The 26,944-nt window shown below is 39.7% G+C and carries 18 protein-coding genes and 1 pseudogene; 10 read left to right on the forward strand and 9 right to left on the reverse strand.

Translation table 11 applies throughout. The annotated features are described in order from the left end of the window. Positions 1 to 307: 307 nt before the first annotated feature. Positions 308 to 1,096 (reverse strand): aminotransferase class IV, encoded by a 789-nt coding sequence (locus NG798_RS03415; RefSeq protein ID WP_261220378.1) that lies wholly within the window; start codon positions 1,094 to 1,096, stop codon positions 308 to 310. Positions 1,097 to 1,207: 111 nt separating this feature from the next. Between NG798_RS03415 and NG798_RS03420 the strand changes: the two genes are divergently transcribed. Then, positions 1,208 to 2,020, forward strand: coding sequence for an FAD-binding domain-containing protein (locus NG798_RS03420; protein ID WP_261220379.1), 813 nt, complete (start codon positions 1,208 to 1,210; stop codon positions 2,018 to 2,020). A 100-nt stretch (positions 2,021 to 2,120) separates the two neighbouring features. Here the strand turns inward: NG798_RS03420 and NG798_RS03425 are convergent, their stop codons facing one another. Then, the gene (locus NG798_RS03425; RefSeq protein WP_261220380.1) at positions 2,121 to 2,927 is read right to left on the reverse strand and encodes a Uma2 family endonuclease; all 807 of its coding nucleotides are present in this window, start codon (positions 2,925 to 2,927) and stop codon (positions 2,121 to 2,123) included. Positions 2,928 to 3,057: 130 nt separating this feature from the next. Here NG798_RS03425 and NG798_RS03430 point away from each other — a divergent pair, with 130 nt between their 5' ends. The 9 genes from NG798_RS03430 (at position 3,058) to NG798_RS03470 (ending at position 19,018) form a co-directional block, all read left to right on the forward strand. Continuing rightward, the gene (locus NG798_RS03430) at positions 3,058 to 3,471 is read left to right on the forward strand and encodes a hypothetical protein (RefSeq protein ID WP_261220381.1); all 414 of its coding nucleotides are present in this window, start codon (positions 3,058 to 3,060) and stop codon (positions 3,469 to 3,471) included. Between the two features lie 157 nt (positions 3,472 to 3,628). After that, on the forward strand, positions 3,629 to 4,042 hold the full coding sequence (locus tag NG798_RS03435) for a M48 family metallopeptidase (RefSeq protein ID WP_261220382.1): 414 nt from the start codon (positions 3,629 to 3,631) through the stop codon (positions 4,040 to 4,042). A 69-nt stretch (positions 4,043 to 4,111) separates the two neighbouring features. After that, complete coding sequence (locus NG798_RS03440) at positions 4,112 to 4,564, forward strand: hypothetical protein (RefSeq protein ID WP_261220383.1); 453 nt, start codon at positions 4,112 to 4,114, stop codon at positions 4,562 to 4,564. Positions 4,565 to 4,576: 12 nt separating this feature from the next. After that, positions 4,577 to 5,836 (forward strand): class I SAM-dependent methyltransferase, encoded by a 1,260-nt coding sequence (locus NG798_RS03445; RefSeq protein ID WP_261220384.1) that lies wholly within the window; start codon positions 4,577 to 4,579, stop codon positions 5,834 to 5,836. Between the two features lie 27 nt (positions 5,837 to 5,863). Beyond that, positions 5,864 to 8,191: an FkbM family methyltransferase gene (locus NG798_RS03450; protein ID WP_261220385.1), complete on the forward strand. Its 2,328-nt coding sequence runs from the start codon at positions 5,864 to 5,866 to the stop codon at positions 8,189 to 8,191. After that, a complete protein-coding gene (locus NG798_RS03455; protein WP_261220386.1) occupies positions 8,188 to 9,051 on the forward strand; it encodes a GDP-mannose 4,6-dehydratase in 864 nt (287 codons plus the stop codon). The genes NG798_RS03450 and NG798_RS03455 overlap by 4 nt, the downstream gene beginning before the upstream one ends. 31 nt (positions 9,052 to 9,082) lie before the next feature. Next, the gene (locus NG798_RS03460; protein ID WP_261220387.1) at positions 9,083 to 12,814 is read left to right on the forward strand and encodes a hypothetical protein; all 3,732 of its coding nucleotides are present in this window, start codon (positions 9,083 to 9,085) and stop codon (positions 12,812 to 12,814) included. Between the two features lie 70 nt (positions 12,815 to 12,884). Then, complete coding sequence (locus NG798_RS03465) at positions 12,885 to 15,935, forward strand: tetratricopeptide repeat protein (RefSeq protein ID WP_261220388.1); 3,051 nt, start codon at positions 12,885 to 12,887, stop codon at positions 15,933 to 15,935. A 32-nt stretch (positions 15,936 to 15,967) separates the two neighbouring features. Continuing rightward, positions 15,968 to 19,018: a tetratricopeptide repeat protein gene (locus NG798_RS03470; protein WP_261220389.1), complete on the forward strand. Its 3,051-nt coding sequence runs from the start codon at positions 15,968 to 15,970 to the stop codon at positions 19,016 to 19,018. 81 nt (positions 19,019 to 19,099) lie between these two features. Here the strand turns inward: NG798_RS03470 and NG798_RS03475 are convergent, their stop codons facing one another. The 7 genes and pseudogenes from NG798_RS03475 to NG798_RS03505 all read right to left on the reverse strand — a co-directional run bounded on the left by NG798_RS03475 (position 19,100) and on the right by NG798_RS03505 (position 26,894). Then, positions 19,100 to 21,331 (reverse strand): O-linked N-acetylglucosamine transferase, SPINDLY family protein, encoded by a 2,232-nt coding sequence (locus NG798_RS03475; RefSeq protein WP_261220390.1) that lies wholly within the window; start codon positions 21,329 to 21,331, stop codon positions 19,100 to 19,102. A 124-nt stretch (positions 21,332 to 21,455) separates the two neighbouring features. Next, complete coding sequence (locus NG798_RS03480; RefSeq protein WP_261220391.1) at positions 21,456 to 21,989, reverse strand: type IV pilin-like G/H family protein; 534 nt, start codon at positions 21,987 to 21,989, stop codon at positions 21,456 to 21,458. 204 nt (positions 21,990 to 22,193) lie between these two features. Continuing rightward, positions 22,194 to 23,516: a class I SAM-dependent methyltransferase gene (locus NG798_RS03485; RefSeq protein ID WP_261220392.1), complete on the reverse strand. Its 1,323-nt coding sequence runs from the start codon at positions 23,514 to 23,516 to the stop codon at positions 22,194 to 22,196. Between the two features lie 137 nt (positions 23,517 to 23,653). Further along, positions 23,654 to 24,256 (reverse strand): biopolymer transporter ExbD, encoded by a 603-nt coding sequence (locus NG798_RS03490; RefSeq protein WP_261220393.1) that lies wholly within the window; start codon positions 24,254 to 24,256, stop codon positions 23,654 to 23,656. 449 nt (positions 24,257 to 24,705) lie between these two features. Then, positions 24,706 to 25,291: pseudogene (locus tag NG798_RS03495) on the reverse strand (MotA/TolQ/ExbB proton channel family protein); the annotation flags it as partial. A gap of 348 nt (positions 25,292 to 25,639) precedes the next feature. Next, complete coding sequence (locus NG798_RS03500) at positions 25,640 to 26,122, reverse strand: DUF2721 domain-containing protein (RefSeq protein ID WP_261220394.1); 483 nt, start codon at positions 26,120 to 26,122, stop codon at positions 25,640 to 25,642. 31 nt (positions 26,123 to 26,153) lie between these two features. Next, on the reverse strand, positions 26,154 to 26,894 hold the full coding sequence (locus tag NG798_RS03505; protein WP_261220395.1) for a sirohydrochlorin chelatase: 741 nt from the start codon (positions 26,892 to 26,894) through the stop codon (positions 26,154 to 26,156). Positions 26,895 to 26,944 lie beyond the last annotated feature (50 nt).

Here is a 26,944-nt window from a genome sequence, read left to right on the forward strand (position 1 = left end):
ATAGTGGGACTCGATCCGAATGTAATCTTTATTCTAAGAAGCCAGAGTAATCTTAAAATCTATCTTGAGAAGTAATAATTTATACTTGATTTTTAATGGCATTGGTATTTGGCTTAAATTGCTAAGGATTGCAGTCCTCAAACCCGCTTAGCTCGTTTATTTTATCCCAACAAGACCAGCCTTTAGGTTCGCTATAAACTTCTATAGCTAGTTGAAGAATTAAAAGAAAACTCCTCGGCTTAATTTGGCTATTTTGTGTTAAAAGCTTTGGAGATTTTACTGCCATAGCCCTCTGGGTTAAAAAAACCTAAGATCCCAACCAATATTTTTTGAGTGCGTGGGTTGCGGGATGTTGGGGGTTGTAGCTAAGGGGGCCGGTTGGGGTGAGGACGGTGTGGATAGGGATGAGTTCGACGACGCAGTTTGTGTAGGCTAGGGTTTCAAATTGACAGACAAGTTCGGGTGTCCAGGGTTGAGTGTCTGGGGGCATTTTTAGCCAGTTGAGGAGTTGTTGTTTGGCTACTCCGGGTAGGATGCCGGCGGTGTCTGGTGGGGTGTGCCATTGGTTGTTTTTCCATCCCCAAAGGTTGCCGGTGCTGGTTTCTAGCCAGTTTCCTTGGCTGTCGGTGAGGATGGCTTCACTGGCGTTATTTTTTTGGGCGGTTTGTAAGGCTAACCATGCGCTTAGGTAGTTGCCGGTTTTGTGGTTGGGTAGGGTGCGGCTGTGGTTGGGGTTTTGGCTTAGCCATGCGGTGATTCCTTTTGTGGCGCGGTTTTCCAGGTCTGGGGGTATCTGCCGGCCGGTGATCAGTTCTCGTTTGTCGGCAAAAATGGTGATTCTGAGAACCGGCCAGTGGGGGATGAGGGTTTGTAGTCCTTTTTCAATTTGTTGCCAGTCGGGTTGCGGCCAGTCTAGGGTTTCTAGGCTTGTTTGGAGGCGTTTTTGGTGGCTTTTCCAGTTGGTGTGGGGGTGGTTTAGGTTGTTTTGATAAGTTCGCATTGTGGTGAAAATTGTTGCTCCATAAAGTAGGGCTGGATCGTTGATTGGGAGTTCTATTTTGTTGCTGTTGATGAGTTGGCCGGTGTACCAATACATGATTTTTTAACCGCAGATGAACGCGGATTAACGCGGATGAATAGGGATTATTATTGATTATTTTTTGGGGTTTTGGTGTATAATTTTGGAGTGGTTTGGATGGGGTTTTTTATGGAGCGGTTACGGTCTGATTTAAAGGATAGGGAAGAGGTTTCGGTGTATTTACAACAGGAGTTTCCTTTTTTGGATGAGCCTGGATCTCTTTCTCCTTTTGTAGGGGGAAGGAAGGCCGGTTTGGCACGTTTGGATCAGTTTAATATTGAGAAGTATGGCAAGGAACGTAATTTTTTGAATGGGGAGGTGGCTCGTCTTTCGCCTTATATTAGTCGGGGTTGTTTGGAGTTGGAGGAGTTGCGGCAGTGGGCTTTAAAATATCCGATGTCTAAGTCGGTGGAAAGTTTTGTTTCGGAGTTGGCTTGGCGGGCTTTTTTTCATTTGGTTTATGATGAGGAGGGTGAGGGTGTTTTGCAGGATTTGGAAAAGGCGAAGGTTTCTCTGGATAAGCATGAACGGGTGATGCCAGAGGATATTGTGCGGGGCGAAACCGGCCTGCCTTCTATGGATACTTTTATTGGGATGTTGAAGGAAACGGGTTATTTACATAATCATGCTCGGATGTATTTGGCAAGTTATGTTGTACATTTTCGTAAGGTTCATTGGCGGGCCGGTGCTGATTGGTTTTATGGGTTGTTGATTGATGGGGATTTTTCTAGTAATCATTTGTCTTGGCAGTGGGTGGCTTCGACTTTTTCTAATAAGCCTTATTATTTTAATCGGGAAAATTTAGAGCGTTATGCGGGGCCGGTTTTACCTGGTGATCCTCGTAATAATGACCCGTTTGATTTTTCTTATGAGGAGTTGGCTGAGCGTTTGTTTGGGGGAGAGTTTCAACCGGAACCTAAACGCGCTAGTGGCCGGTATTAGAAAGGGGGTTTTTTAGTAGTCGGGATGATTTAAATCAAGAACTTTTCTAAAAAACCCGGTTTCTGGTGAGTTTAGAAAGATGAACCTTAATCAGCTAATTTTATTCTGGCAGTTCGCCAAATTGTTGTTTATACCTGTTGAGTAAGGCTTCTAGTTCAGTGGCTCTTTGTTGAGCTTGTTGGGCTTCTATTTGGGCTTGTTGGGCTTCTATTTGGGCTTGTTGGGCTTCTATTTGGGCTTGTTGGGCTTCTATTTGGGCTGCCTCTTCGGGTAATAGGATGAGGTTGCCTTGTGGGTCGAAAAAGCGTAACCAGGGAGCGGTTTCTCGTTCGAGGGTGGCTTCCCAAATGCCTAACCAAAAGCCTAGTTTTTCACACCAAAGCCAGCCGTGTTCGTTTGGTTGTAGGGGTTGATATTGCTGTTGAGCGTTTAAATGCCATCCTTGTAAAGATTGGGGTTGGAATGGGTGGTAAACAAAGTAGTCGGATGTGTGGAAAATTCGCTCGTAAATGTCTTTTTTTGGGCCGGTGTCTTCGTTTGCGGTGCTTTTAGACATTAATTCAACAATAACATCTGGGTAGCGTCCGTCTTCTTCCCAGACAACCCAGCCTTGCCTTTCTCTGGTTCCGTCGGTGTCTAAGACAACAAAAAAATCTGGCCCTCGGAAGTTGCGGTTACGCGCTTGATTACTGCTGTAATATATGAACATATTACCGCCGGTGTAAAAATCATTGCGCTCGCTCCATGCGTGTTTTAAGGAGCGGATGAGGAGGTTCATTGCAATGCGGTGTCTGTTGCTTTCCAAGGGTTCTCCGTCGTCAAAGATTAAATCTGTCGGTGGGGGGATATAACCTTCTAATTTTTCCTCTGCTGCGGGTGTTTGTTCAGATGTCTGGGCGATGGTCATAGGATCACCTGAATCAGTTTAGTTGTATTATATTTTAGTTGGCTGTAGTTTGCTGTAATGATTTGGCCGGTGGGGACAATTAAAAGTCTTCTCCTAAAAATCGAAAATTTATTCATCGGAATTTTACAAGATGTCTGCGTTAATTTGGTTTAATGAAGATGGGTTAAATCCTGACCATCAAATGGTTAGGGATTATAAGGATGCGCCTCGGATTTATGTGTTTGATGTGGGGTATTTACAAAAGTGGAAAATTTCTAAACATCGAGTTCAGTTTATTTATGAGTCTTTGTTGGAAATTCCGGGTATTGAGATTTATAAGGGGGAGACTGTGCCGGTTTTGCGCGAATTGATTGAGGCTTATAAACCTTCGGAAGTGCTGACTACGGCAACGCCTAATCATATTATTAAAGGCTGGCAATATGAAGTGCAAAAATATGTGGATTTGGTTGTTTATCCTGAAATTTATCCTGTGACGGATAAGAGTTCACCGCGCCGGTTTTCTCGTTATTGGAAGAAGCATGATAAAGCTTGGTTGACGTTGTAATTTGCAGGGATTTGCTACAGCGTATATAAACTCGATAATCATGTCATCTAAAATATTGGCACTTGCCGGTGATCGTTTTTTGGGGGAAGGTGGGAATACTTAGTTGAGGGTTAGCGATTAAGGTAGTTTGAAGTAAAATAAGGGTAAAAAATTGACTATGACTTCTCTGGGAAAAGAAAAAGAGTATGAAATAAGTCGCCGCAAGCAAATTGAACGCAAACAAAAGATGATGGCGATAATATCTGTTATATCTTTTGGTGGCAGTATGGTTTTTGGGATGGGGCAACTTTTTAGCAGTGCTTGGAAACAACCAAATACGGCTGTAAATAATGGGGTAGCGGTGGAACAAGAATCTCCGTTAGTGGCTGAGGCGCGAGGTTATGAATTGGTTTTAGAAAGAGAGCCAAATAATCAAGTGGCGCTTGAAGGTTTGGTGAATGTTCGGCTGAAAATGGGTGAGCCAGATAAAGCTGTGGTATCTTTAGAAAAGTTGATTCAGTTAAATCCGGGGCGGCAAGATTATAAAACTTTGTTGGAGGAAGTGAAGAAGAGAACCAAGCAAAGCAAGTAAGCTTTTAAATAAAACTACTAACTTAGGGATTTTATTTATAGAAAAGAGCAACAAATAGAGGAAACATCTATGGCGGAAACACTGGGTTCTCTTTGTGATAAATTAACAATTATAAAATTGAAACAATGGCATTCGGACGATGAAAGAAGGCTGGAAAGTCTGGCCGATCAACAAAAGCAACTTCAGGATGAAATTAACGAATTTGTGAGCGCCGCCGTAGCAGGTCAAATTCCTTTAGAACGCCTTGTTTTTGCAGCGAATAAAGTTTATAAACAACAAGGTAATGAACTTCCAGAGGTAGCCGGAAATATAGGAGAAGTTTTTTCGCAATTGGCTGAGGTAAATTGTAAATTGTGGCACGAACAAGAAAAAGTTTATGAATTTGAAAAGGTGCCGGTAGAGGAGAAAGATAAAGTGGTTAAAAAATTAGCCGTTTTGAATTTAGAAAGAAATAGATGTATAGATGAAATTGATAAAACTTTTAAAATCCTTGTAGAAACTCTAAACTGTTCCAAGAATTAACAAAATTTTCTTATGCACTTAATTCATCGCAAAACCTGTCGTGTCTGTGGTTCTCCTGCTCTCACTCATGTGATTAACTTAGGCGAGCAATACCTGCAAGGTTCCTTCATAAAACCAGGAAAAGAAGAGCCACCAACGCGCAAAATTTCCACAACTCTTGTCCGTTGTGACCCCACAATTGATGAGAAAGCTTGCGGTTTGCTGCAAATGGAACACACCGTTCCACCGGAGGTTTTGTATTCTGCTTATTGGTATCGCTCTGGGACAAACCAGACGATGAGGAATCATTTGCGCTCCATTACAGAAGAAGCAGTTATTTTAATTGGAAAAACCAAAGCACGGGTGTTAGATATTGGCTGTAATGATGGCACTTTGCTGAAATGTTACCCATCAGATTATATAAAATTTGGCGTTGATCCTTCCGATGTGGCTCAAGAAATTGGGGGTGATATTACGGCGATTCAAGATATTTTTCCCTCCGAAGAATTGTTGAAAGTTTTGGAAGGCGAAAAATTTGATATCATAACATCCATCGCCATGTTTTATGATTTGGAAGATCCTGTCAATTTTTGCAAAGAAATCAAAAGAGTGCTGGCAGAAGATGGAATTTGGATTTTTGAAATGTCCTATATGCCATCAATGCTAAAAATGAATTCCTATGACACTATTTGCCACGAGCATTTAGAGTATTATAGTTTGGCAGTGCTGGAATATCTGCTTAAAAAAGCCGACTTAAAAATAGTGGATGCGGTGGAAAATGATATCAACGGCGGTAGTATTCGCTGTTATGCGACTCACGTTGATAATTTTGCTTTTAAAAACAAAGAAGCAATCCAGCGTATCAAACAGTTGCGACAAGAAGAGTTTGATATGGAATTGGATACGGATAAACCTTACAGGAATTTTCAAGATCGTATTAATGTCCATAAAGAGCAACTAACTTATCTACTCAAAAAGTTAAAAAAAGAAGGAAAAACTATACATATTTATGGTGCTTCAACAAAAGGTAATACCATTTTACAATGGTGCGGAATTGATAACCGACTTATCGATTTTGCTGCAGAAAGGAATCCAGATAAATATGGCGCTTATACGCTAGGAACGGATATTCCAATTATCAGCGAAGCTGATTCGAGAGCAAAAAAACCGGACTATTATTTAGTTTTGCCTTGGCATTTTAAAGAAGAATTTGTCAAGCGCGAAGAAGAAACATTGAGAAATGGTACCGGCTTAATTTTTCCTTTGCCTACTATTGAAGTGATAAAATATTAACACCTAGTAAACCGCAATGGAGCAAGTATGACACATTTTTTCCTTCATAACAGTTTTCGCAACGGGGATGTAATCTTGACGAGATGTCTCATTCAAGCTGTCAGATCAAGTTTTCCTGATGTGGAAATTACCCTGGAGTGTCTGGAAGAATGTGCTTACTTGTGGGAAGATTTAGAATTGCCGGTGGTAACTTATCAAGGCAGCCAATATAAGGGTTTATCTCCAACCCCTAATTGTTCTAAAGATGCCGTTTTTCTTAATATCGGTTTTGGAGTTTTTGAGGATATTTTGGCACTATATGGGATAAGTTATCAAAATAACGTTCTCACTTTAAACCGGCAGCTATTCCATTACAAATTGCATCACCTTTATTGCTTACCAACATCTAGTACCACACCAAGGATTGCTTTTTTTGGAGGTTGTGAAGTCAATATAGAAGTTAAACCCAATAGCATTTTGGTGGAAAACGGAGAAACTTTTTCCGGTCAAAATTACTTTTATCTTAATGAGCATTTAAAGCAAATTGCCTCAGAGTTTCCTACATTAAATTTTTACTGTGCGGCAAAACCGGCAACCAGTGCTGCTAATATTTTCGATTGCAGTGAATTAAATTTGATAGAATTATCTAAGTTGGGCGATAAATGCTCAGGGTTTTTGATGAAAGGTAGTGCGGTAAATGCAGCAACCCAAACCGAGACTAATCGTTATAAACCTCGTTGTATTGTGGGTTGGGATTTGCCGGTGAAGGTTTGGAGTAATGAAGATAATCCAGTAGTGTATGCAGAAAAGTATGCTGAATTACAAAATTTTTTACAACAGTTTATAGAAGGTAAAAATCAGGTAAACAATGAAGAAATAGGAGGGTATTTAAGCTCAGAAATACGAGAGCAGGAAAAAATAGGATCTAAACCTTCTTTATTGTATTATCAAACTCCTATTGGGAATTACTATTTGCCGGCAGATGCCACCTATAATGTAATTCATAATCATATAAAAGCCGGCCTTGTTTTTGAAGGAGAGGTGCTAGAAACTGCCCACAAATACATAACAAGAAATTCAACGGTTCTTGATATAGGGGCAAATTTTGGTCAAATGTCTTTATTGTTTTCCCAATTTGTCGGAAAAGAGGGACAAGTGTATTCTTTTGAGGCTGATGATTATGTATTTAGCATTTTGAAAAAAAATATTGCTGCCAATAAGTGCCGCAATATTCAAGCTTACAATAAAACAGTTTATGATAAAACCGGCAGCCTGATGTTTTACCCGGTTCCTGATTTCCAGAGATTTGGTTCCTATCCTATAGCTCCCAATCGAACAGAAGCCCGAACTGTAGAAACAATTACAATTGATAGCTTGAATATTCAGACACCCATAAGTTTTATGAAAGTGGATGTCCAAGGCAGCGATTTATTTGTCATGCGTGGTGCTATTGAGACGATTAAACAGCACAAGATGCCAATAATTTTTGAATTTGAAGAGCAGTTTCAAGATGAATTTAAAACATCTTTCCAAGATTATATTAACTTGATCGAGCTAATCGGTTATAAAGTTGCAGAAACAATTAATAAAATCAATTTTTTAATAGTTCCCGATGATAGAACAATATTTGCTACAACCGGCACACCCTTCCCCTCCAATTACTCTAGGCTCGAAAAACAGCTAAATAAACAGTTTTCAACGGGAGAAGAAGTTTCTATACCGCCTACTTTTTGCAAATTTTTGAAATCGAAAGGAGAAATCTATGCCTGTACCGAATATTTGCATAAAAAAGGCTATGTTTCTCATAACGTAGTCTGTAAAGATTGGGATTTAGCACATATTATCCATGATCTATCAGACGGTAACTTTTTAGATATGGGAAGTTCCGATTCCTACATTTTGAAAAATGCTGTTTTGAAAAATATCAAAGGGAAAAAATATGGCATTGATCTCCAACCTCCTGATGTGCCGGTAGAGGGAGTTAAGTATATCATTGGCGACTTAATGAATACGGGTTTACCAAGTAATTATTTCAGTAATATTACTTGTCTTTCTGTCATAGAACACCAAGTTGACTTTGAAAAATTTGCCGCAGAAGTTTCTCGAATTTTAAGCTTTGGGGGCAAGTTGTATTTGACATTTGATTACTGGAATCCCAAAGTAACACCGGCAGTTAAACTTTATGATTTATCGTGGAATATCCTTGATGAAACCGCTGTTAAAATTTTAATTGAAGAATGCGAGAAAAAAAATCTATATCTGGTTGAAGAAGTAGACTGGTCTTTAGGAGAAGCCATTATCAGAAAAGGTTATTATTCTCCTGATCCAACTGTGAGCTATACTTTTGGAATGCTGGTATTTCAGAAAAAGCTATGAAAGCATTAATTTTTGGAGCGAGTGGGCAAGATGGACACTATTTAAGTCAACTGTGCGAACAAAAAGGAATTGAAACCTTAAAATTTTCTCGCACCGGCCCTAAAATAGCAGACATTTCTGATTACGAAAAAGTCCAGCAAATTATAAAAAATACCACCCCAAATTACATTTTTCACTTAGCAGCTAACTCTACCACCCGTCACGATGCCTTATTTGAAAATCATGCCACAATTGCCACCGGCACTCTCAACCTTTTAGAAGCCGCTTATAAACATAGCCCAAACTCCAAAATTTTTATCACCGGTAGCGGCGTTCAATTCTTCAATGATGGCAAAGCTATTTCTGAAAACCATCCCTTTGAAGCCAGCAGTCCCTATGCCATTGCTCGAATCCAATCAGTGTATGCTGCACGCTACTATAGAAGCCTGGGTTTAAAAACGTATGTGGGGTATTTATTTCATCACGAAAGCCCTTTGAGGAAACCCAATCATGTCAGCCAAAAAGTTGCAATGACAGCCAAACTTATCGCGCAGGGTTCGCAGGAAAAACTCTATATAGGCGACCTTTCTGTACAAAAAGAATGGACATTTGCGGGGGATGTTGCAGAAGCTATTATTACCCTTATAGAACAAGACAATATTTTTGAAACGGTCATTGGTTCCGGCCAGACGTATAGCATCCAACAATGGGTAGAAGAATGCTTTTCTAAATTAGGTTTAAATTGGCAATTGTTTGTCGAAACCCAACCTAATTTTCAGGTAGAATATAAAAGATTAGTTTCCAACCCGGCGCTCATCCAAAGCTTAGGATGGAAACCAAAAACAAGCCTCCAAAAACTGGCAAAAATGATGCTAGAGTAAAGAATAAAATTAATACATAAAATTCAAAAAAATGAAAAAAATCTCTCAAGCCAACTCCTCTCCCTACGCGCCAGTGCGTAAACACTACGGCTTTGCTATTTTTGAAAATGCCGAAGTAATTTATAGTTATTTATCAAAAGCTCAAACTTTAAAAGCTGCTGAACCGCACTGTTTTATTACTTGGTTTATTTCCGAAGAAAATAAGGCACTGGTGCACAATATTTCCTATATCGATCAGCTTGTTGTCTTGGAAGGTAGCCCCACATCGCTAATATCAGAAATCCCCCGCTTGCAAATCCAGCGTAGTTGGGCAAAATTTTTTACAATTGATCCAAACTTAGGAAACGAAGCGCAAAAACAAGTCGGTAAAAAAGTTTTACTTGGTCATCTTGTGTCTAATGGTGACTGCCTTTATGCAACCACCCTAGCACGACAAATTAAAGAGGATTATCCGGGGTGTCATTTAACGTGGGGTATTTCTTCAATGTGCCGCAGCGTTATTGAAGAAAACCCATTTGTTGATGAAATTTGGGAGATAAATGTAGGTAAGCGAGAAGATTGGGCCGGTTCTTGGTATAAATTTGTGCAGGAAGCAAAAAAACGTCAAGCAGAAGGAGAATTTGACGAAATATTTCTAACACAAATTTACCCAGATTTTGAGTATTATGACAGCACAATTAGACCTTCTATTTTTCGGGCTTATCCAAATCCGATAACTGTGCCGGTGCAAAATATTTTAAGATTACGGCATCAGGAAGTTGAAAATGTAAAAAAATTTGGTGAATTCTACAAATTGCAGGAATGTCAGCACGTTATTTTATTTGAATGTACTCCCAGCAGTGGTCAGTCGATGGTAACTCCGCAGTATGCGTTAAATGTGTCTAAGCAACTGCTAGAAATTTTGCCCGATTCAAAAGTTATATTATCGACACACATCAAGATTGCAACAGGTGACGAACGGATCATTGATGGAAGTGTAATTAGCCTCAGAGAAAATGCCGAATTAACAAAATATTGCAGCTTATTTGTGGGCTGTTCCAGTGGAGTCACTCAAATTGCCCTTACAGACTGGGCAAAACCTTTACCAATTATACAAATATTGGCCGGTGCTACCTCTGTATATGCCTCAGTTGCCCATGATTTTGAATATTGGGGAAATTCAACTGAACAGTTTATAGAAATGACAGATACACCCCCAGAAACCCTCGTAGAATGTATCCGCATCTCTCTCACAAAAAGCTTTGCAGAAGCTCGCCAACAATTCCATCAAAAAATCCCTATCGATTTTAAGGCTTATTTAAATTATATCCGCAACTTTATGATGCAATTTGGAAAATATGGAAAAGTAGCTCAATCTGTTTTATATACAACTCAACGCTACGGCTGGCATCAGCAATTAAAAACCTTTGTAGAAAAAGAAGTTATTCCTCAACTAGGTCTGCAAAAAGAGATCACAGCTTCTGAAAACAAATTGGCCGAAATCCTGGCAATTGTTGTAGAAAATTATAAAAATAATAAGGAACAGCTATTCCTGAATTCCCCAGAGTTTGTATCTCAATTATATCAACAAATTGAAGATTCTAACAACCGAGACGCATCAGATTTATTAAATTCCATTCGGCAAGTCCGGCAGCAAATTGCTGAATTATGGTTACAAGTTCCAGACGAACAACTATTTATCAACTACGCTAATAATTTAGGCGAAGCTCATCAAATCATACTTGACAGTAGTCTCAAATTGGAACCCCTTACCGAGAGCGAACAAACTTTTATTAGTAGACTTACAGAAGAGTTAGCAAAAAATTTTGAAAACTCAGGAGGAATCCAGTACCTTCTGGCAGCTATGCTTTATCAGCGTGCAGATCAATTACCTGTGCCGGTTGACCTTTCCCGCATCCCCCAATGGTTTGTTATCGCCTATATAAAATATGTTTTACAATTTCCCCAATATTTTACAAAAGCAGGAGAAATTGAGCATTATAACTCCTATTTACAGCAGTGGGTCGAGTATCTACACCAAGCTATTTTAAGTGAACACAATTCCTTTGTTTGGATGGAAGTTGCTTCAGAATTTGTCCAAAACGCTAACTTCATTTGGTTTTATTTTAATCCAGCTAACCTCAAAGATATTTATGTCAAACGAGCAGAACTGATAGAATACGTTTTGACAAACACCGGCCACCAACTCGACTGGGAATTTCCAACTCGTACTCTAACCAAAAAAATTCGGCTGGGTATCCTTGCTGCACCTTTGATACCAAGCGCCGAAACTTTTGTATCTTTGCCAGTTTACGAATATATTAGCCGGGAATTTGAAGTTATTTTGTATTCCTTTACCCAAACTGATCACAGCCTTGAACGATACTGCCAAAGTTGCGTCAACTCCTTTAAACTACTCCCAATAAATTTAAAAGAAGCTGTTAATTTGATTCGGAATGATGAGCTAGATATTTTATATATTGCCGCCGATATTACCACCGAAATCAATCCTATTTGTTTACTTGCCGCACACCGGCTTGCCAGAGTACAAATAACTAATACCGCCTCACCATTTACCACCGGCATACAGCAAATCGATTATTACATTGTCGGTGAATTCAGCGAAAATTATCAAACGGAAGAAGAGCAAAAAAACCTCATTAAGATTGACAATTTCAGCCATTGTTTTAGCTATGGCGACTTATCAGAAATAGCCAGCTTTCTAGTAAATAAAGAAAGCTTAGGACTCTCTGAAAACAGCATGGTTTTTGTTTCAGCAGCTAACTTTTTTAGCCTCACTCCAGAAGTCGTAGAAACCTGGGCAAAAATTATAGCCAATGTTAATGATTCAGTTTTACTCATTTTACTTTTTGCCCAAAAACCAATAGCTAATTATATTAAAAATGCTTTTTCAACAAGCCTGAAAAACCAATTCACCAAAAATCGAATATCATCAAATCGGCTGATTATTTTAGACCCCCCCAACCCCAACCGAGAAGACATTAAAAAATGCCTTAAAATCGGCAATATTTATCTTGATACAATGTCTTTTGCTGAAAGCCAGGGTATTATCGAAGCTTTAGAAATAGGGCTGCCGGTGATTACAAAACAAGGAAATTTTAGCAACACAATTGCCTCATCGCTATTGCAAGCTTTAGAAGTTACTCAACTTATTGCCGACAGTGAAGAAACTTATATTGAAAAAGCAGTCAATATGGCAAATAACCCCAACTTGCTACAAAATACAAGCCAAGAAATAAAGCAAAAAATGCAAGCAAATCCCTTATTTTTAGATAGTCGTTCTTATGCAGCAAAACTCGAACTTATGTTTAAAAACATAATTCAACAATATGATACAGATCAACTCACTCACGCCTTCAAATTCCGAGACATAAACTTAGTTTTATTTCCCGACTGGAATCAATCAGAAGAGTTGCTTTTTCAAGATTTATCGAACGTTCTGCGTGTGGCGATTAACCACCCACAAAAGCATCAAATAACCATGCTCATAGACACCACTAATATTGCCGAACAAACAGCAGATTTAACAATTTCGAGCATTGTTATGGAACTGCTAATGAGCGAAGATTTAGATGTCGAAGATGGCCCGGAAATTTCCCTTTTCGGCAACCTTAGCAAAATGCAATGGCAAATGCTACTGCCAAAAATTCATGCTAGGATTATTTTGGAAAATGAAAACCAACAAACTCTTGCAGAAGTACAAACCCACAAGATTTTAACCGCCTATACTTCAGACAGCTTAAGCCAAACAGAACGCTTATGAGAGAACATAAACAAAGCTTAAACCCCGTCTTGCGAAAAACTATATATTAATTTTTTTGGTTAGCAAAAATATGGACTATCAAAATTTTATTTCACAACTGCCGGCGCTTTATCACAACTGGGGAAATAGCACAGTTTACCCTAAATGCAATGATTTCAACTTAATTCTTGAGCAACCAGAAGAAACCACCAACCCCAATATCATGCAGTTGTTAAACTTTGCCGTTTCCTGTATGGAAAGCAACGAAGTTTACTGCGAAATAGGTTGTTTTGAAGGCGCAAACTTAATCGCAGCCTTACATAACCATCCTGAAAAAATGGCCTATGCAGTTGAAAACTTTTCCGAGTTTGATCTTGGGGGAGAAAGCTACGAAAAACTGCTCAAAAATTTAAGTGATTTTGGATTAGAAAATCAAGTATTTTTTTGCGAACAAGACTTACAAGAATTTTTGTTTGAACTGCGAAACTTAGAAACCGAAGATAAGATAGGGGTTTATTTTTATGATGGAACACACGATTATCGTTCGCATTTAATGGCTTTAATGCTGGCAAAACCCTTGCTCGCGGACGAGGCATTGATTATCATTAAAAACAGCAGTTGGGAAGCTCTAAAACAAGCAACCTGGGATTTTTTAGCTACCCATCCCCAATGCCAAATGTTACTAGATTTTTCAAATACCGGTGATTATCCTATTTGGCAAGGTTTACAGATTTTGAGTTGGGATATCAATCAAACTCATAATTATTCCTGGGAAACCTTTCAGGAAAAAGAAGATAAATCGGTTATTCAATCAATTTATAGCTTACCTTCAGAAGAAAAGACAAACCTCCTTTGTAACTTGGATAAGCAAGCAGCTTTAGCCTATAATCAACTCAACTATAGGGACACCGAGAAACACTATCTAAGCCTGATTCATTTAGACCGGCAGAATGCTGAGCATTGGCTCAATCTTGGCATTTTTTATCTCGTCAAAGAAAGCTTTGATAAAGCACAAAAAAGCCTCATTAAAGCTTTAAAAATAGATGATAATAACCCAGCAATTCACTATAATTTAGGCTTAACTTTTGAAAAATTTAATGATACTTCTCAAGCTGCCCACGCCTATCTATATGCCATTAGCCTCGACAACAAATTAATAGAAGCCTATAACAATTTGGGAAATATTTATTATAACTTAGGACATCTCGAAGATGCAGAAAAAATTTATTGCAAAGCCATAGAAGCCAATCCCGATCACTTTGGCAGCTATTTGAACTTGGGTAACGTTTTAATGGAGCGCAAACAGATAGATCAAGCCATAGAAACCTATCAAAAAGCCCTCAAATTAAAACCAGGTAATTCTGATATTGCTTTTAACTTGGGATTCGCATTTGAAACCAAACAAGAACCCAGCAAAGCAGCCCTTTACTATGGATACACCGCCTATCGCAGAGGCAAATATAAAGAAGCGATTAGCCACTTTCAAAAATTTCGAGAAATCAATACAGAAACACCGGAAGTAGAGTTTTATATTTGCCTGGCTTCCTGTTACACCTCAGAAAAACAAGATGAAGCCGCTATCGAACTCTATAAAGATGGATTAAATTATTATCCAAAAGAAGGCAGCCTTTACTTTTGGTATAGCCTGACATTGCAAAGAATGGGATACACCCAAGAAGCAATAACTCTTGCTGCTGAAGCTTTGGCATTTGTCCCCGATGATTTAGCTTTAAAAATTCTCAGCAAACTCACACTGCCGGTTTTGTACGAAACTCCCCAAGAAATTGACGAATACCGACAGCAATTTACAGAACGTTTACAAGAAATAATCCAGCAAACCTCCCTCACTACCCCACAAGCAAAAGCCAAAGTTTTAAATGGCATAGGATCGTGGACAAACTTCTATTTACAATACCAATGCCGCAATGATTTAGAACTACAAAAACAATATGGGGAATTTGTACATAAAGTCATGGCTGCCAATTACCCTAACTGGGTGAAACCTTTACCAATGCCACCCCTCAGCCCTTTAGGCAAAATTCGCATCGGCTATGTTTCAGCAAATTTAAAATGGCATAACGGTGCTAAATGGGCTCTAGGTTGGATAAAAAATCACCCCAGCAATGAGTTTGAAATATACTCCTATCATCTAGGGCGTGAAACCGACAAAATCACCAAAAGATTCAGCCTATCTAGTGACTTTTACTATCATATTCCCGATGACTTAGAAGCAGCCTGCAAGCAAATTATTAGCGATAACTTGCACATTTTAGTTTTTACAGATATAGGAATGTCTCCTCAAATAACTCAAATGAGCGGCCTGCGTTTAGCCCCAGCCCAATGTACCGCCTGGGGACATCCAATTACATCCGGTTCCCCAACTATAGACTATTACCTATCGAGCGATTTAATGGAGCCAGAAAACGCTCAAGAACATTATTCAGAAACATTAATTCGCCTACCAAACCTGGGATTTTCCTATGAAAAACCCGAACTTCCAGAAAAAACAAAAACTCGCTTAGACTATGGCGTTCGTGAAGATGCAATCTTATATTTATGCTGCCAATCTTTGTTTAAATATTTGCCGCAATATGACTGGATTATTGCTGAAATTGCCCGTCATGTTCCCCAATCTCAATTTGCCTTTCTTTCTTACAATAACTCGGTAAATGAAAAACTTAAAAAACGCCTTCAGCGAGCTTTTGAGCAAGTCAATTTAAATAGCGAAGACTATTGTGTTATCCTTCCAACGCAAAGTTGGGTTGCCTATTTAAACCTCAACTTAGTTGCTGATATCTTTTTAGATACATTAGAATGGTCTGGTGGAAATTCAACCCTAGAAGCTATTGCCTGCAATTTGCCGGTTGTCACTTTTCCAGGGGAATTTATGCGAGGGCGTCATTCCTACGCCATCTTAAAAATGTTAGGAGTCACAGAAACGATTGCAAAAAATGAACAAGAATATATCGAAATTGCCGTAAAATTAGCCCTTGATCCCGAATGGAGAAAAAGCCTCATTCAAAAAATTTCAGAGAGCCATGATAATGTTTTTAATGACAAGGTTTGTGTGGCCGGTTTAGAGAACTTTTACCGGCAAGTCGTCCAGGCAGAGTTATCCAAATCTGAAGCAACCTTGTCCTAAACTTAAACTTATTAACAAATTAGGTAATAATCATGCAATACGAAAAATTTATTCAGCGCTTACCAGAATTTTATGAAAATTGGGGACAGCCTACCGTCACCCCCAAAAACCAACATTTCAAAACACTATTACCCGAAATCGAAGCCTTGACAAATCCCAATATTATGCAGCTTTTAAACTGGGCTGTAGAATGTTTGGAAGAAAACGAAGTTTACTGCGAAATAGGTTGTTTTGAAGGAGAAAACTTAATCGCCGCTTTGCATAACCATCCAGAGAAAATGGCCTATGCTGTTGAGAACTTTTCCGAGTTTGATCTTGGGGGAGAAAGCTACGAAAAACTGCTCAAAAATTTAAGTGATTTTGGATTAGAAAATCAAGTATTTTTTTGTGAACAAAACTTGCAAGAATTTTTATTTGAACTGCGAAACTTAGAAACCGAAGATAAAATAGGGGTTTATTTTTATGATGGAACACACGATTATCGTTCGCATTTGATGGCTTTAATGCTGGCAAAACCCTTGCTGGCTGACAAGGCATTGATTATCATTAAAAACAGCAGTTGGGAAGCTCTACAACAAGCAACCTGGGATTTTTTAGCTACCCATCCCCAATGCCAAATGTTACTAGATTTTTCAAATGCCGGTGATTATCCTATTTGGCAAGGTTTACAGATTTTGAGTTGGGATGTCAATCAAACTCTGAATTATTCTTGGGAAACGTTGCAGGAAAAACAACAAAAATCAGTCTTTCAATCAATTTACAAATTACCTTCACAACAAAAGCAAAATCTCACCGAGAGGCTTTACAAAAAAGCTGCATTAGCTTATAAGCCTGACAACTACTCCCAGACAGAAAATTCCTATAAAATCCTCCTACGTTTAGACCGAAACAATGTCGAGCATTGGCTCAACTTAGGAATTTTCTATATCCAGCAAGAAGAGTATGAGCAAGCCCAAAAAAGCTTAGTCAAAGCCTTAGAAATTGATGATAATCATCCTGATATTCACTATAATATGGGCTTAGTTTTTGAAAAATTAAATGATATTCAACACGCGATTTATGCGTATTTACGAGGAATCAGCCTTAATCCAAAATTAATACAAGCCTATAACAACTTAGGCAATATTTATTATAGTTTTGGTCACATCGATGATGCCGAAAACCTTTTTCGTAAAGCCATAGAAGCGAATTCCGATCACTTTGGAAGCTATTTAAACTTGGGCAACGTTTTGATGGAACGTAAAGAAATTGAACAAGCAATAGAAACCTACAAAAAAGCCCTGAAATTAAAACCCCGCGACCCCGATATTCTTTTTAACATAGGATTCGCCTTTGAAACGAAACAGGAACAAAGCCAAGCATCTCTTTACTACGCTTACGCTGCCTATTGCCGAGGAGAATATCAAGAAGCCATTACCCAGTTTAAAAAGTTTAAAGAAACTTCCGCAAAAACACCAGATGCAGATTCCTATGTTTTTATGGGGATGTCTTACTTCCACAGCAAAGAATTTGAATCAGCAGTAGAAATCTATAAAGAAGGATTAAATTTTTATCCCAAAGACGACCGATTACACTTTTGGCATTGTCTTAGCCTACAAAGAATGGGATACACCAAAGAATGTATTAAAGTTGCCGGGGAAGGCTTAGCACAACTACCTAAAGCTCTTTCTTTAGGAATTCTCAACAAACTCACGTTACCAATTTTATACGAAACTGCCCAAGAAATTGATCAATATCGGCAACAATTTACCGAAGGCTTAAACGAAATAATCCAGCAAACCCCCCTCAACACCCCAGAAGAAAAAACCACCGCTCTCAACGGCGTAGGAAACATCACAAATTTCTATCTACAATATCAATGCCGTAATGACTTAGAACTGCAAAAACAATATGGGGAATTTGTTCATAAAATCATGGCAACAAATTACCCCAACTGGGTCAAACCTTTACCTATGCCGCCGCTGAGTTCATCCGGCAAAATTCGCATCGGTTATGTTTCAGCACATTTTCAATTCCACACCGTTAGTAAGTACACAATTGGCTGGCTAAAAAATCATAATCCCAACGAATTTGAAATTTATTGCTATTATATAGGTCGCCAAAAAGACTTTATGACGCTACAATTTCAAATTCACAGTTATAAATATCATCACATAGCTGATAACTTTGAAGCAGTTTGTCAACAAATTATTAACGATAAATTGCACATTCTCGTGTTTCCTGACATTGGAATGTACCCAACACTCACCCAAATGGCCGGCCTGCGTTTAGCAGCCGTTCAATGTATGTCATGGGGACATCCTATTACATCTGGCTCTCCCACGATAGATTACTATCTCTCCAGCGAACTCATGGAGCCAGAAAATGGTCAACAACACTATTCGGAAAAGCTAATTCTCCTCCCCAACCTCGGATTTTCTTATACAAAACCAGAATTTTCTGTCTCAGAAAAGACCCGTGCTGATTTTAGCTTACGGGAGGATTCAATTGTTTATTTATGCTGCCAGTCACTGTTTAAATATTTGCCCCAGCATGACTGGATTATTGCTGAAATTGCTCGTCGTGTGCCTCAATCTCAATTTGCTTTTTTATCTAACAACAAATTCGTGGATGAAAAGTTTAAAAAACGTCTTCACCAGGCTTTTAAACAAGTCAATTTAGACAGCGAAGAGTATTGTATTATTCTCCCCCACCAAAACTGGGCTGATTATTTAAAACTCAACTTAATATCCGATATCTTTTTAGATACACTAGACTGGTCTGGTGGTAACACAACCCTAGAAGCGATTGCCTGTAATTTGCCAGTTGTCACCTGTCCAGGGGAATTCATGCGCGGACGACATTCTTACGCCATCTTGAAAATGCTGGGTGTTACAGACACCATCGCTCAAAATCATGCCGAATATGTCGAAATTGCTGTCAAATTAGGCCAGGATTTAGAATGGCGAAAAAATATCATTCAGCGCATGGCAGAACGTCATTCCTATCTCTACGATGATAAAGTTTGTGCCGAGGCACTAGAAAACTTTTACCGGCAAGTTGTCCACACAGGGTTAGTTAAATCTGAAGCAGCTTTGTCTTGAAAAAGATATAGCGTTTTTCTTACGAGTGGAGTATAGAAAAACCTTGTTCTACACTCCATCAAACTGCAAACCGCTATATTTTTACCCCTCTAAATAACGCTGCCACATTTCTTCATAAGCCCTTTCCATTTCACAGGTAAATTTCTTACCATTCCACAGCGGCGAAGTTTTTCGAGATTGCCACAATTTCCAACAAATCTCTTTTCGCAATTCCCGATCTTTCCCTAAACGAATTCCCCACTCCACATACTCTTCATCCGTCCAAGCAATTCCCTCCGTCACACCTACATTCATCATCATTGTGTAACTATTGCGGGCTGCAAATTGTTGACCCACCCTCGTCACCAAAGGAACTCCCACCCATAACGTCTCCAGCGTCGTTGTTGCACCATTATAGGGAAAAGTATCTAACACCACATCCGCCAAAGCCAAATTAGCTCGGTGAATTTCCTCAGAAGGAACAAGCGGTAAAAATCGTAATCTGTCTGCACTCACCCCTTCTTCTTCAGCAAGCTGAGTGAAAAAATTTCGGATTGATTCTGCTTCTGCCAAACCTTTAATTAAAAGATAACTATTGGGCACTGCTTTAATAATTTTTAGCTGTAATTTTGCCGTTTCTCGATGCCGCTTGTAACCGCTTTGGCCGGTGAAATAAACCACTGCATCTGTAGGAATTTCTAAATCTTCCCGCCTTAGCGTTGGCAACCCCACCTCAAAACCATCTACAGCAATATAACTATCAGGTAAACGCCAGATTTTTTCTGTGTAATATTCTTGAGCCGAATCAGGCAAAACATAACAGTCAGCAATATAATAATCAATTGTCGGCAACCCCGAAGCATCCCACCCCAACCAACTAACTTGAACTGGGGCCGGTTTAAAACTCATTACTTCACAAGTTGTATCCAACGTTAAACTATCTAAATCAATTAAAATATCGATTTCGTCTTCTACAATTTGCTGAGCAATTTCTAAACTGTTATTTCCTTCAATTTTGCGAACATGATCCATTTGTTTCTCATACCATTCTTGCACCGGCTCTTTCTTTGGTTTATAAGTAAGAAAATACCCATAAAGTTCAAAGCGTTTGCGATCATGTTCTTTAAAAAGCGAACGAGCCAACCATCCCACAGAATGACTATTAAAACAATGAGAAATATAGCCCAGTTTTAAAACTTTAGCCGAGGCTTTCAAACTTTTATTTTTTCTGGAAGCCGGTTGATATTCCTTAGCAACCTCACCCACATAATCCTCTAAATAAGACTGACAAAGCCGTGCCACTTGATTTTGCAAAACTCGATATTGCTGAGGCGCATCAAAAAAATAAGGAAAAAAGAAGCACGCAGAAAGTAAACGAGAAGCCGTCAAATTATTTAAAAAAGGTGGCGGATTTTCAATCAACGACAATAGCAAAGATTCTTGCTCTTGCAAAGCCAAACACGCCTCATCCCAATATCCACCGGCACTCATCAAAGCTCTGATTAGTTGGTGATTGCCATAAATTTTATCTATTAAATTTTCGCTTACATCATAACAACGTTTTGCCGCCTTAATTGCCTCAATATAATTTTGATTACCGATCAGATAACTACATAAATGCGCCCAAAATTCCCCATAATTTTCATCTATCTTTAGACATATATTGACTAGAGAAATTGCCAAATCTGGCCGGCTCATGGAATAATGAATTTTTCCCGCCATCAACATTAAAAGTAAAGAAAAATCGTTATTTTCTTTTAAATGCTCCACACAAGCACCGGCAAACTCTAGGGTTAAAGGATGCAAAGGCGCAAAATCAAAAATTTGCTGTAATGTTTGCATCAATAAATTTTTGTCAACCCCAACAGGCACCGCATCTTGCAACACAGAAATAACTCCCCAATTAGTCAAATCTTCAGCCGCCAAATTCTCCTGTTTAATTGCCAATTGCACCAAAAGTAATAAATTATTGATATGCGTCGGCATCACTTGGCGTAGGTGCTCTCGCAGCAACCACACCAGAGAATCTTCACCTAATGCCGAGAGTCGCACAGCTTCGCTATCCAAAACCTGCACAAGTTCTGCTGTCCAGCGCTCAATCTCCTCATCCTCTCCATCAATCATCCCACACAGCCATGTTGTGTTAGCTTCCTCCTCTTTGCCTGCTAACAAAAACAACAATCCCAAATACCAGTAAGAAGACTTTTGTTGCGGTGAATTTTTAATCGCTTGCTCGTAAAGCGAGATCGCCTGATCATACTCTTGTTTTAGCAAATACTCATAGGCAAGCTGCTCCAAATTTTCAGACTCAGCCGGCGATAAATTGACCTTCATAAGACAAAAAAATACAGAGTGATCTAATCAAAATAGGAGTGAGCAATTTACCTTACCCACTCCCAACAAAAATTTAGACTTAACTTGTCAAACAATACTATTGCCCCAGGGCAATAAATTTTTATTAACCCATCTTGGCATCACCAGTTGCACAGTTGGCCTCGTTACTAGTTACAGTAGCATTACCTGCGTTGTTGTTGGGGTTTTTGGCTTCGCACAGGATGGCCGAAGTCAAGGCTTCGTTCACACCACCGACGTTGTTGACGGTAGTGTAGACATAACCTTGATATCCTTTCAGGTTATTTGTGCCTATGATGTTTGCAATATTACGAACCTCACTTACGTTAGTTCCACCACCACTAATAGAGTAGGAATAGTTCTCACTGTTTTTTACAGAAATTCCCAAGTCACTGAGTTGAGAGGCAAAGGCTTGTTTTTCCAGATAAACCGCTTGTTGCGCCCGGTTCATCGCACCTGCATTATTTCTAGCTTCAACTTGCTTGGCTTTGTTAGTTTGGCTCAACAACGAAGGCAACGCAACAGCAGCCAAAATACCAATAATGATAACCACAACCAGCAGTTCAATCAGGGTGAAACCTTTATCTTGTCTCTTTTGATTAAGGTGTTGCAGGAATTTGGCTTTAAATTCGCTCTTCATATCTAAGGCTCCTTTAGGGGTGGGATGCTTGTTTCTTTACTCGTAGTTTTAACTTACCCCGTTTCCCTGAGTTTTATATCACACCCATAAAAATTTTTTTTGATTTTTTTTGGGCCCGGCTTTCAGAAAAAAACCAGCCTAATATAATACCCAGTTTTGGTTGTTTTGATATCACCGGCCCCTCTAAAATTTTTGGCTCAACTCTCACGAACGTTCCAAAAGCACATACATAAAGGTTTCCAGTTCCGTTAGCAAACCAGTCACTTGCTCCCACGCCTGCTCATAGCTCACCGGCTCAAGCGTCACCGAATCCACCGGCCTGATCTTTAAGCGTCGCTCCACCAACTGACTCACCGGCATTCCACCATCCCACAAAGGCAGCAGCGTCGCCGCCGTTGAACTTTCCACCATCAGCGGCGTCAGCGACACATTTGGAATATATCGGCTGAGTTCAAAAGCTCTACTAGCTTCTATAGACGTAATCAAATCTTGCTTAGCATCCTCATTTCTAAACTGTGGATGCAAGTGTACCGTTACATTTTCCCAATCTGCCGGCTGCCACTCACTCACCGGCACCCCTGGTTTTGCTTCCCCCGGATGTCCGCACCAAAAATCCAGAAGCCGGTGGATCGGATGGAGCAACTCAAACAAATGTAACTGCTCCTGCATCGAAAGTTCCGGTAAACTCATCGCCAGAAAAGCCGGTAAATTGTTCTGATCTTTAAAAAGATTCAACAAATCCCACTGTCGCCAATTCACCATACTAATAAACTCTAAACCAGCCGCCTTCAGGATCTCGAACATTTCAGAAATCGTAAATCCTTTATCTCCCTGTAACAAATAATTACACAGCAGCCATTCTTCGTTTTTTTCCAAAGGACTCGCTAACCAACTTCTCGCTTTCAGCACCACATCATTTTTCAGAGCATCAATAATCTCCCGCACCACTTCCATTTCCATTTCGCCTGGGTTTTCATCCATCAGCCCCATCATTTTAAACGTTTTTTGAGCCTGGAAAAAATAAAACCTTTGATAATAGCTATGGAAATTAGTCCTAATAATTCCCTCTGGCTTCAGTACGGCTTTCATTGCCTGCAAACCGGCCACCGGATCTTGCAATAAATAAAGCACTTCATCCATATTTATATAATCAAACTGCATCCCCAATTGTGGCAAATCTTCTATCGCTAGAACATAGCCTTCAAACTCATTAAAACCATGAAAATTTAAGCGTTCCTTAGATAATTTTATTGATTCTTCAGAAATATCAATCCCCACAATTTTCGCCCCCGGATTTGCCTCCGCCAGAGCTAAAGCTTTATAGCCACTACCACAACCGGCATCTAAAATCACCTTTCCTTCAGTTTCAATTAACTTGTGATTCCTTAAATAATACGCCGTAATTAAACTATGATTAAACAAAACATCATAACTTTTTTTAGGAGAAACATCTAACGGCTTTCTCGGATAAGGGCCCCTATCAAATTGGCGGCGAATTTTTTCCAACATTTCCGCATCATCAGTCATTTTTTCTCTCTCCTTATTTCTGAGTTAAATTTTTGAACTCTAACAAAAACCCAGTTTCTTAACGAAATTACCTGATTTGAGGTTAACAAATAACATAAGAAACCGGGTTTTTAACAACTCCCCTAAAAACTTAAAAATTAACGATTTTCACCGGCCCCAGAATTAAGATCCGCAGGCGGTGCCGGCACCCCAGACGGCTGAGTAACCCCAGGCAAAGGCTGCATCCCTGGAGGCAAAACCGTCCCAGGAGCCACCCCAGGAGGTAGGGGAGTCAAATTTGGTGTTGGAGGATTAATCGGTGCATTTGGCTGAGCATTAGAAGGCTGATTCTCCGAACCGGGAAGAGTTGCCAAGGCCACCCTTTCGCCACCAATTTCTCGCATTTTATCTAAAATTTGTACCACATCATTATATTTCGTTTCCTTCGCCGCATAAAGCACCATAAGCCCCGCCGGATTCTTATAACGGTAATCAAGTAACTCTTGACTAAGCTGCTCCAAATTAACGCGCTGAGATTGAACATAAACCTGACCAAAAGCATCCAATTGTACAAGCAACAACTCGCGCCGTACCTGCGGTTGAGCCGTACTTGCCTTTGGTAAATCCACCGAAATTGCCTGCTGACGAGTTAATTGCAAAGCCGCCAAAATAAAAAATGTCAAAATACAAAAAATGACATCAATCAGCGGCACAATTTCGATCCGAGCGTCTTCCGCAGGAGAATCAAAGTTAATTTTCATAGCAAAAAAAATGCGAACAATCCCAAAAATGTTGTTACCGAAATCGACAGCAAGCGCCGTTTAGTTATCTTCTTGGTGAGATTCAGACAACTTAGAATCTTCGTCCAATTTAGATGAATCCTTACCACTTGCTGCTGATAAATGCGCTTTATTGCTAGTAGCCAATGTTTCTGATACATCTATCGTAATTGATTCTTCTGCTGGTGGCGGATTTGAACCCAAATATGATTTGTTTTCCTCCTCCCTCAAAGAGGCGGGCGTTGAAGAATCTCTCACCGAAGGTGCGGTTACTTCTTTATTTTTAAATACCGGTGGCTCAATCTCCTCAAAATTATTTTCAGGGGGTAAAGAAGAGGATTTTAACATTTCTTCCCGCCGAGAAAAACGATCAGCCTCTTGTTGACGAGAACGAACAGGGGGAGTTGTTTCACCCAAAGTATTAAACTTGTTTGCTTGCGGCCAAAACTGCCGATAAAGTAACTCTAATTCACTTCCCGACTTGCGGAAAATTTGTACTTGCTTGAAAATAAAAGCTTGAAAAATTCGGTAAAAAGCCAAACTCGTAATCGCCACCACCAGGCCGGTTGCCGTAGTAATCAGCGCTTCCCCAATCCCCAGGGTAACACCGGCGGCTGATGACGTTCCCAAATCCCCAAGTCGGATAGAACGCAGCGAATTAATCAAACCCAAAACCGTACCAAGCAAACCCAGCAACGGAGACAGAGCGATCACGGCTTCCAAAACCTTATCACCGCGTCGCATATTGGCAATTTCATCATCAGCCGCCGCCTCCAAAGCCAAGCGAAACAATTCTGGATCAGGATTTTGCAACCGCAGAGGAGCATACAAAAACCGTCCAATTGGCTGCCGGTTAGCTTGTCGGGCGATTTCATTGGCAACTCCCCAATCATAACGAGCCGCCTCTAAAACTCGATTGACAATCGCTCTTTCTTTGATAGCTATATTCGCCCAAAACCACAGCCTTTCTACAATCGTGGCAACGGATAAAACCGAAAGAGCGAGTAGGGGCCACATGGCCGGCCCACCTTTGTCAAAGAGTTCTCTTACTAAATCTAAATTCACGGTATTTGTGATCCTCCGAATGTGATTGTCCGTTCCAAGTTTAGTTTTACAGGCTGGTGTCTCCAAATCCCAGGCATTTTAATTGTACGGATATAGCATCGCGTTAGAACTGTAAAAACAAATAAGTTTTCCCCCCACATCGGCGCAATTTTCTGGTAACACGCTTTCCTATGATTTTAGTTGATAACGGTCGTCTGGTAAATCATTTGCGGCTCATAGATTATAGGTTTCGCCTCAAATCAAACTTGTGGGTGCTATAACCTTGCTGATTCTTGTCTTGCGGGTATCGGCTTAAAAAAATTACTTATGTCTCACTTCTATAACAATCACTCTATAGGAGATTAACTCATCAATTGTTAAAAAAATTATCCCCGATAAAACCAAAAACATTGCCAAAATGAATAAATAAAGCGGTAAGTTAGTTACCCACTGACTCGCTATCAAAAAATTAATGCCAATACCAAAAGAACTTAGAACAAAAAAAGCCACAGCTATTGTACAGCAAATCAAGGAATTACGGACATACCAAGCACGACGCAACAAAACATCAATTTGATGATCAATACTCAAACAGCGAACATCATCACAGTGTGCGTGTTCGAGCGACTGATTAGTCTCCCGCATAATTTTGCGCTTTTCATCATTGAGTAAACGAATACGGTTAAATACAGATGTTTGCCGAGCATTTAAGCCTAATAATAACAAACCATTGGCAGAAATCATCACTGCTGGTGCAAGGATAGCTTGAATCGCTTGGGTTGCTGTAATAGCGCTGTTTTCCATTTCTTCTCCTTGGCAAGCTTTGCGCCAGAATTTATTGATATTTTTCAATCAAATTAGCAATGATATTTGCAAGCTGTGGATTAGCTTCTAAGGTTTCTGTCAGCACTAAATTAACCTGGGGAAAGTTTAAAGATAACTGCTCCACTGTCTGAGCAATTGCATCAGTAATTCCCCCCGGAAATAAAAAATAAGGAAGAATTACAATTTTTTGATAACCGGCCTCCACCAATTCTTGAAAGCGCTGTTCTAAACTAGGTTGTACCGACCAATAAGCCGCCACTGCACCTAATTTTTCTGCCATATTTTCTACAATTTGGTTAGCGCTGGAACGCCGGCTGCCATGAGATAACAAAATCCAACGCTCTGCGGTTTTATTTGCCTGCTGGTTTGCCAACAAATGTAATAACTCAGGCTGGGCCCCCAAGTGCGGCAAAACCTCGATTTTGACCGCGTTTCCCAGAGATTTTTGAGCTTGTTCGACTTGTTCAGGAATATCACCGGTGACATGAACTCCTGACAACAAAAATAAAGGGATTACTTGAATTTTAGATAAACCAGAAAAGCGAGTTTTCTCTGCAAATTGCTGAAGTTGCTCTGCGAGAGAAACCGGCCCAAATTCCAGAGTGCCGGTGTCTACCAATGGCAAGCTAGTTTGATTTGAATTTTCTGCCAGACGTTCTAAGACAAGAGCAGCTAACTTTTCCAGCGCCACTTGTGGACGCGGATCACGACTACCATGAGTTACCAAAAAATAACTAGAAGGGTATTTCAAGCAAAAATCTCTCTTTTGGGTGCGAGGTTGTCAATTGCAATTTATTAGCA

It is taken from the genome of Ancylothrix sp. D3o (genome assembly GCF_025370775.1).
Lineage (GTDB): Bacteria > Cyanobacteriota > Cyanobacteriia > Cyanobacteriales > Oscillatoriaceae > Ancylothrix.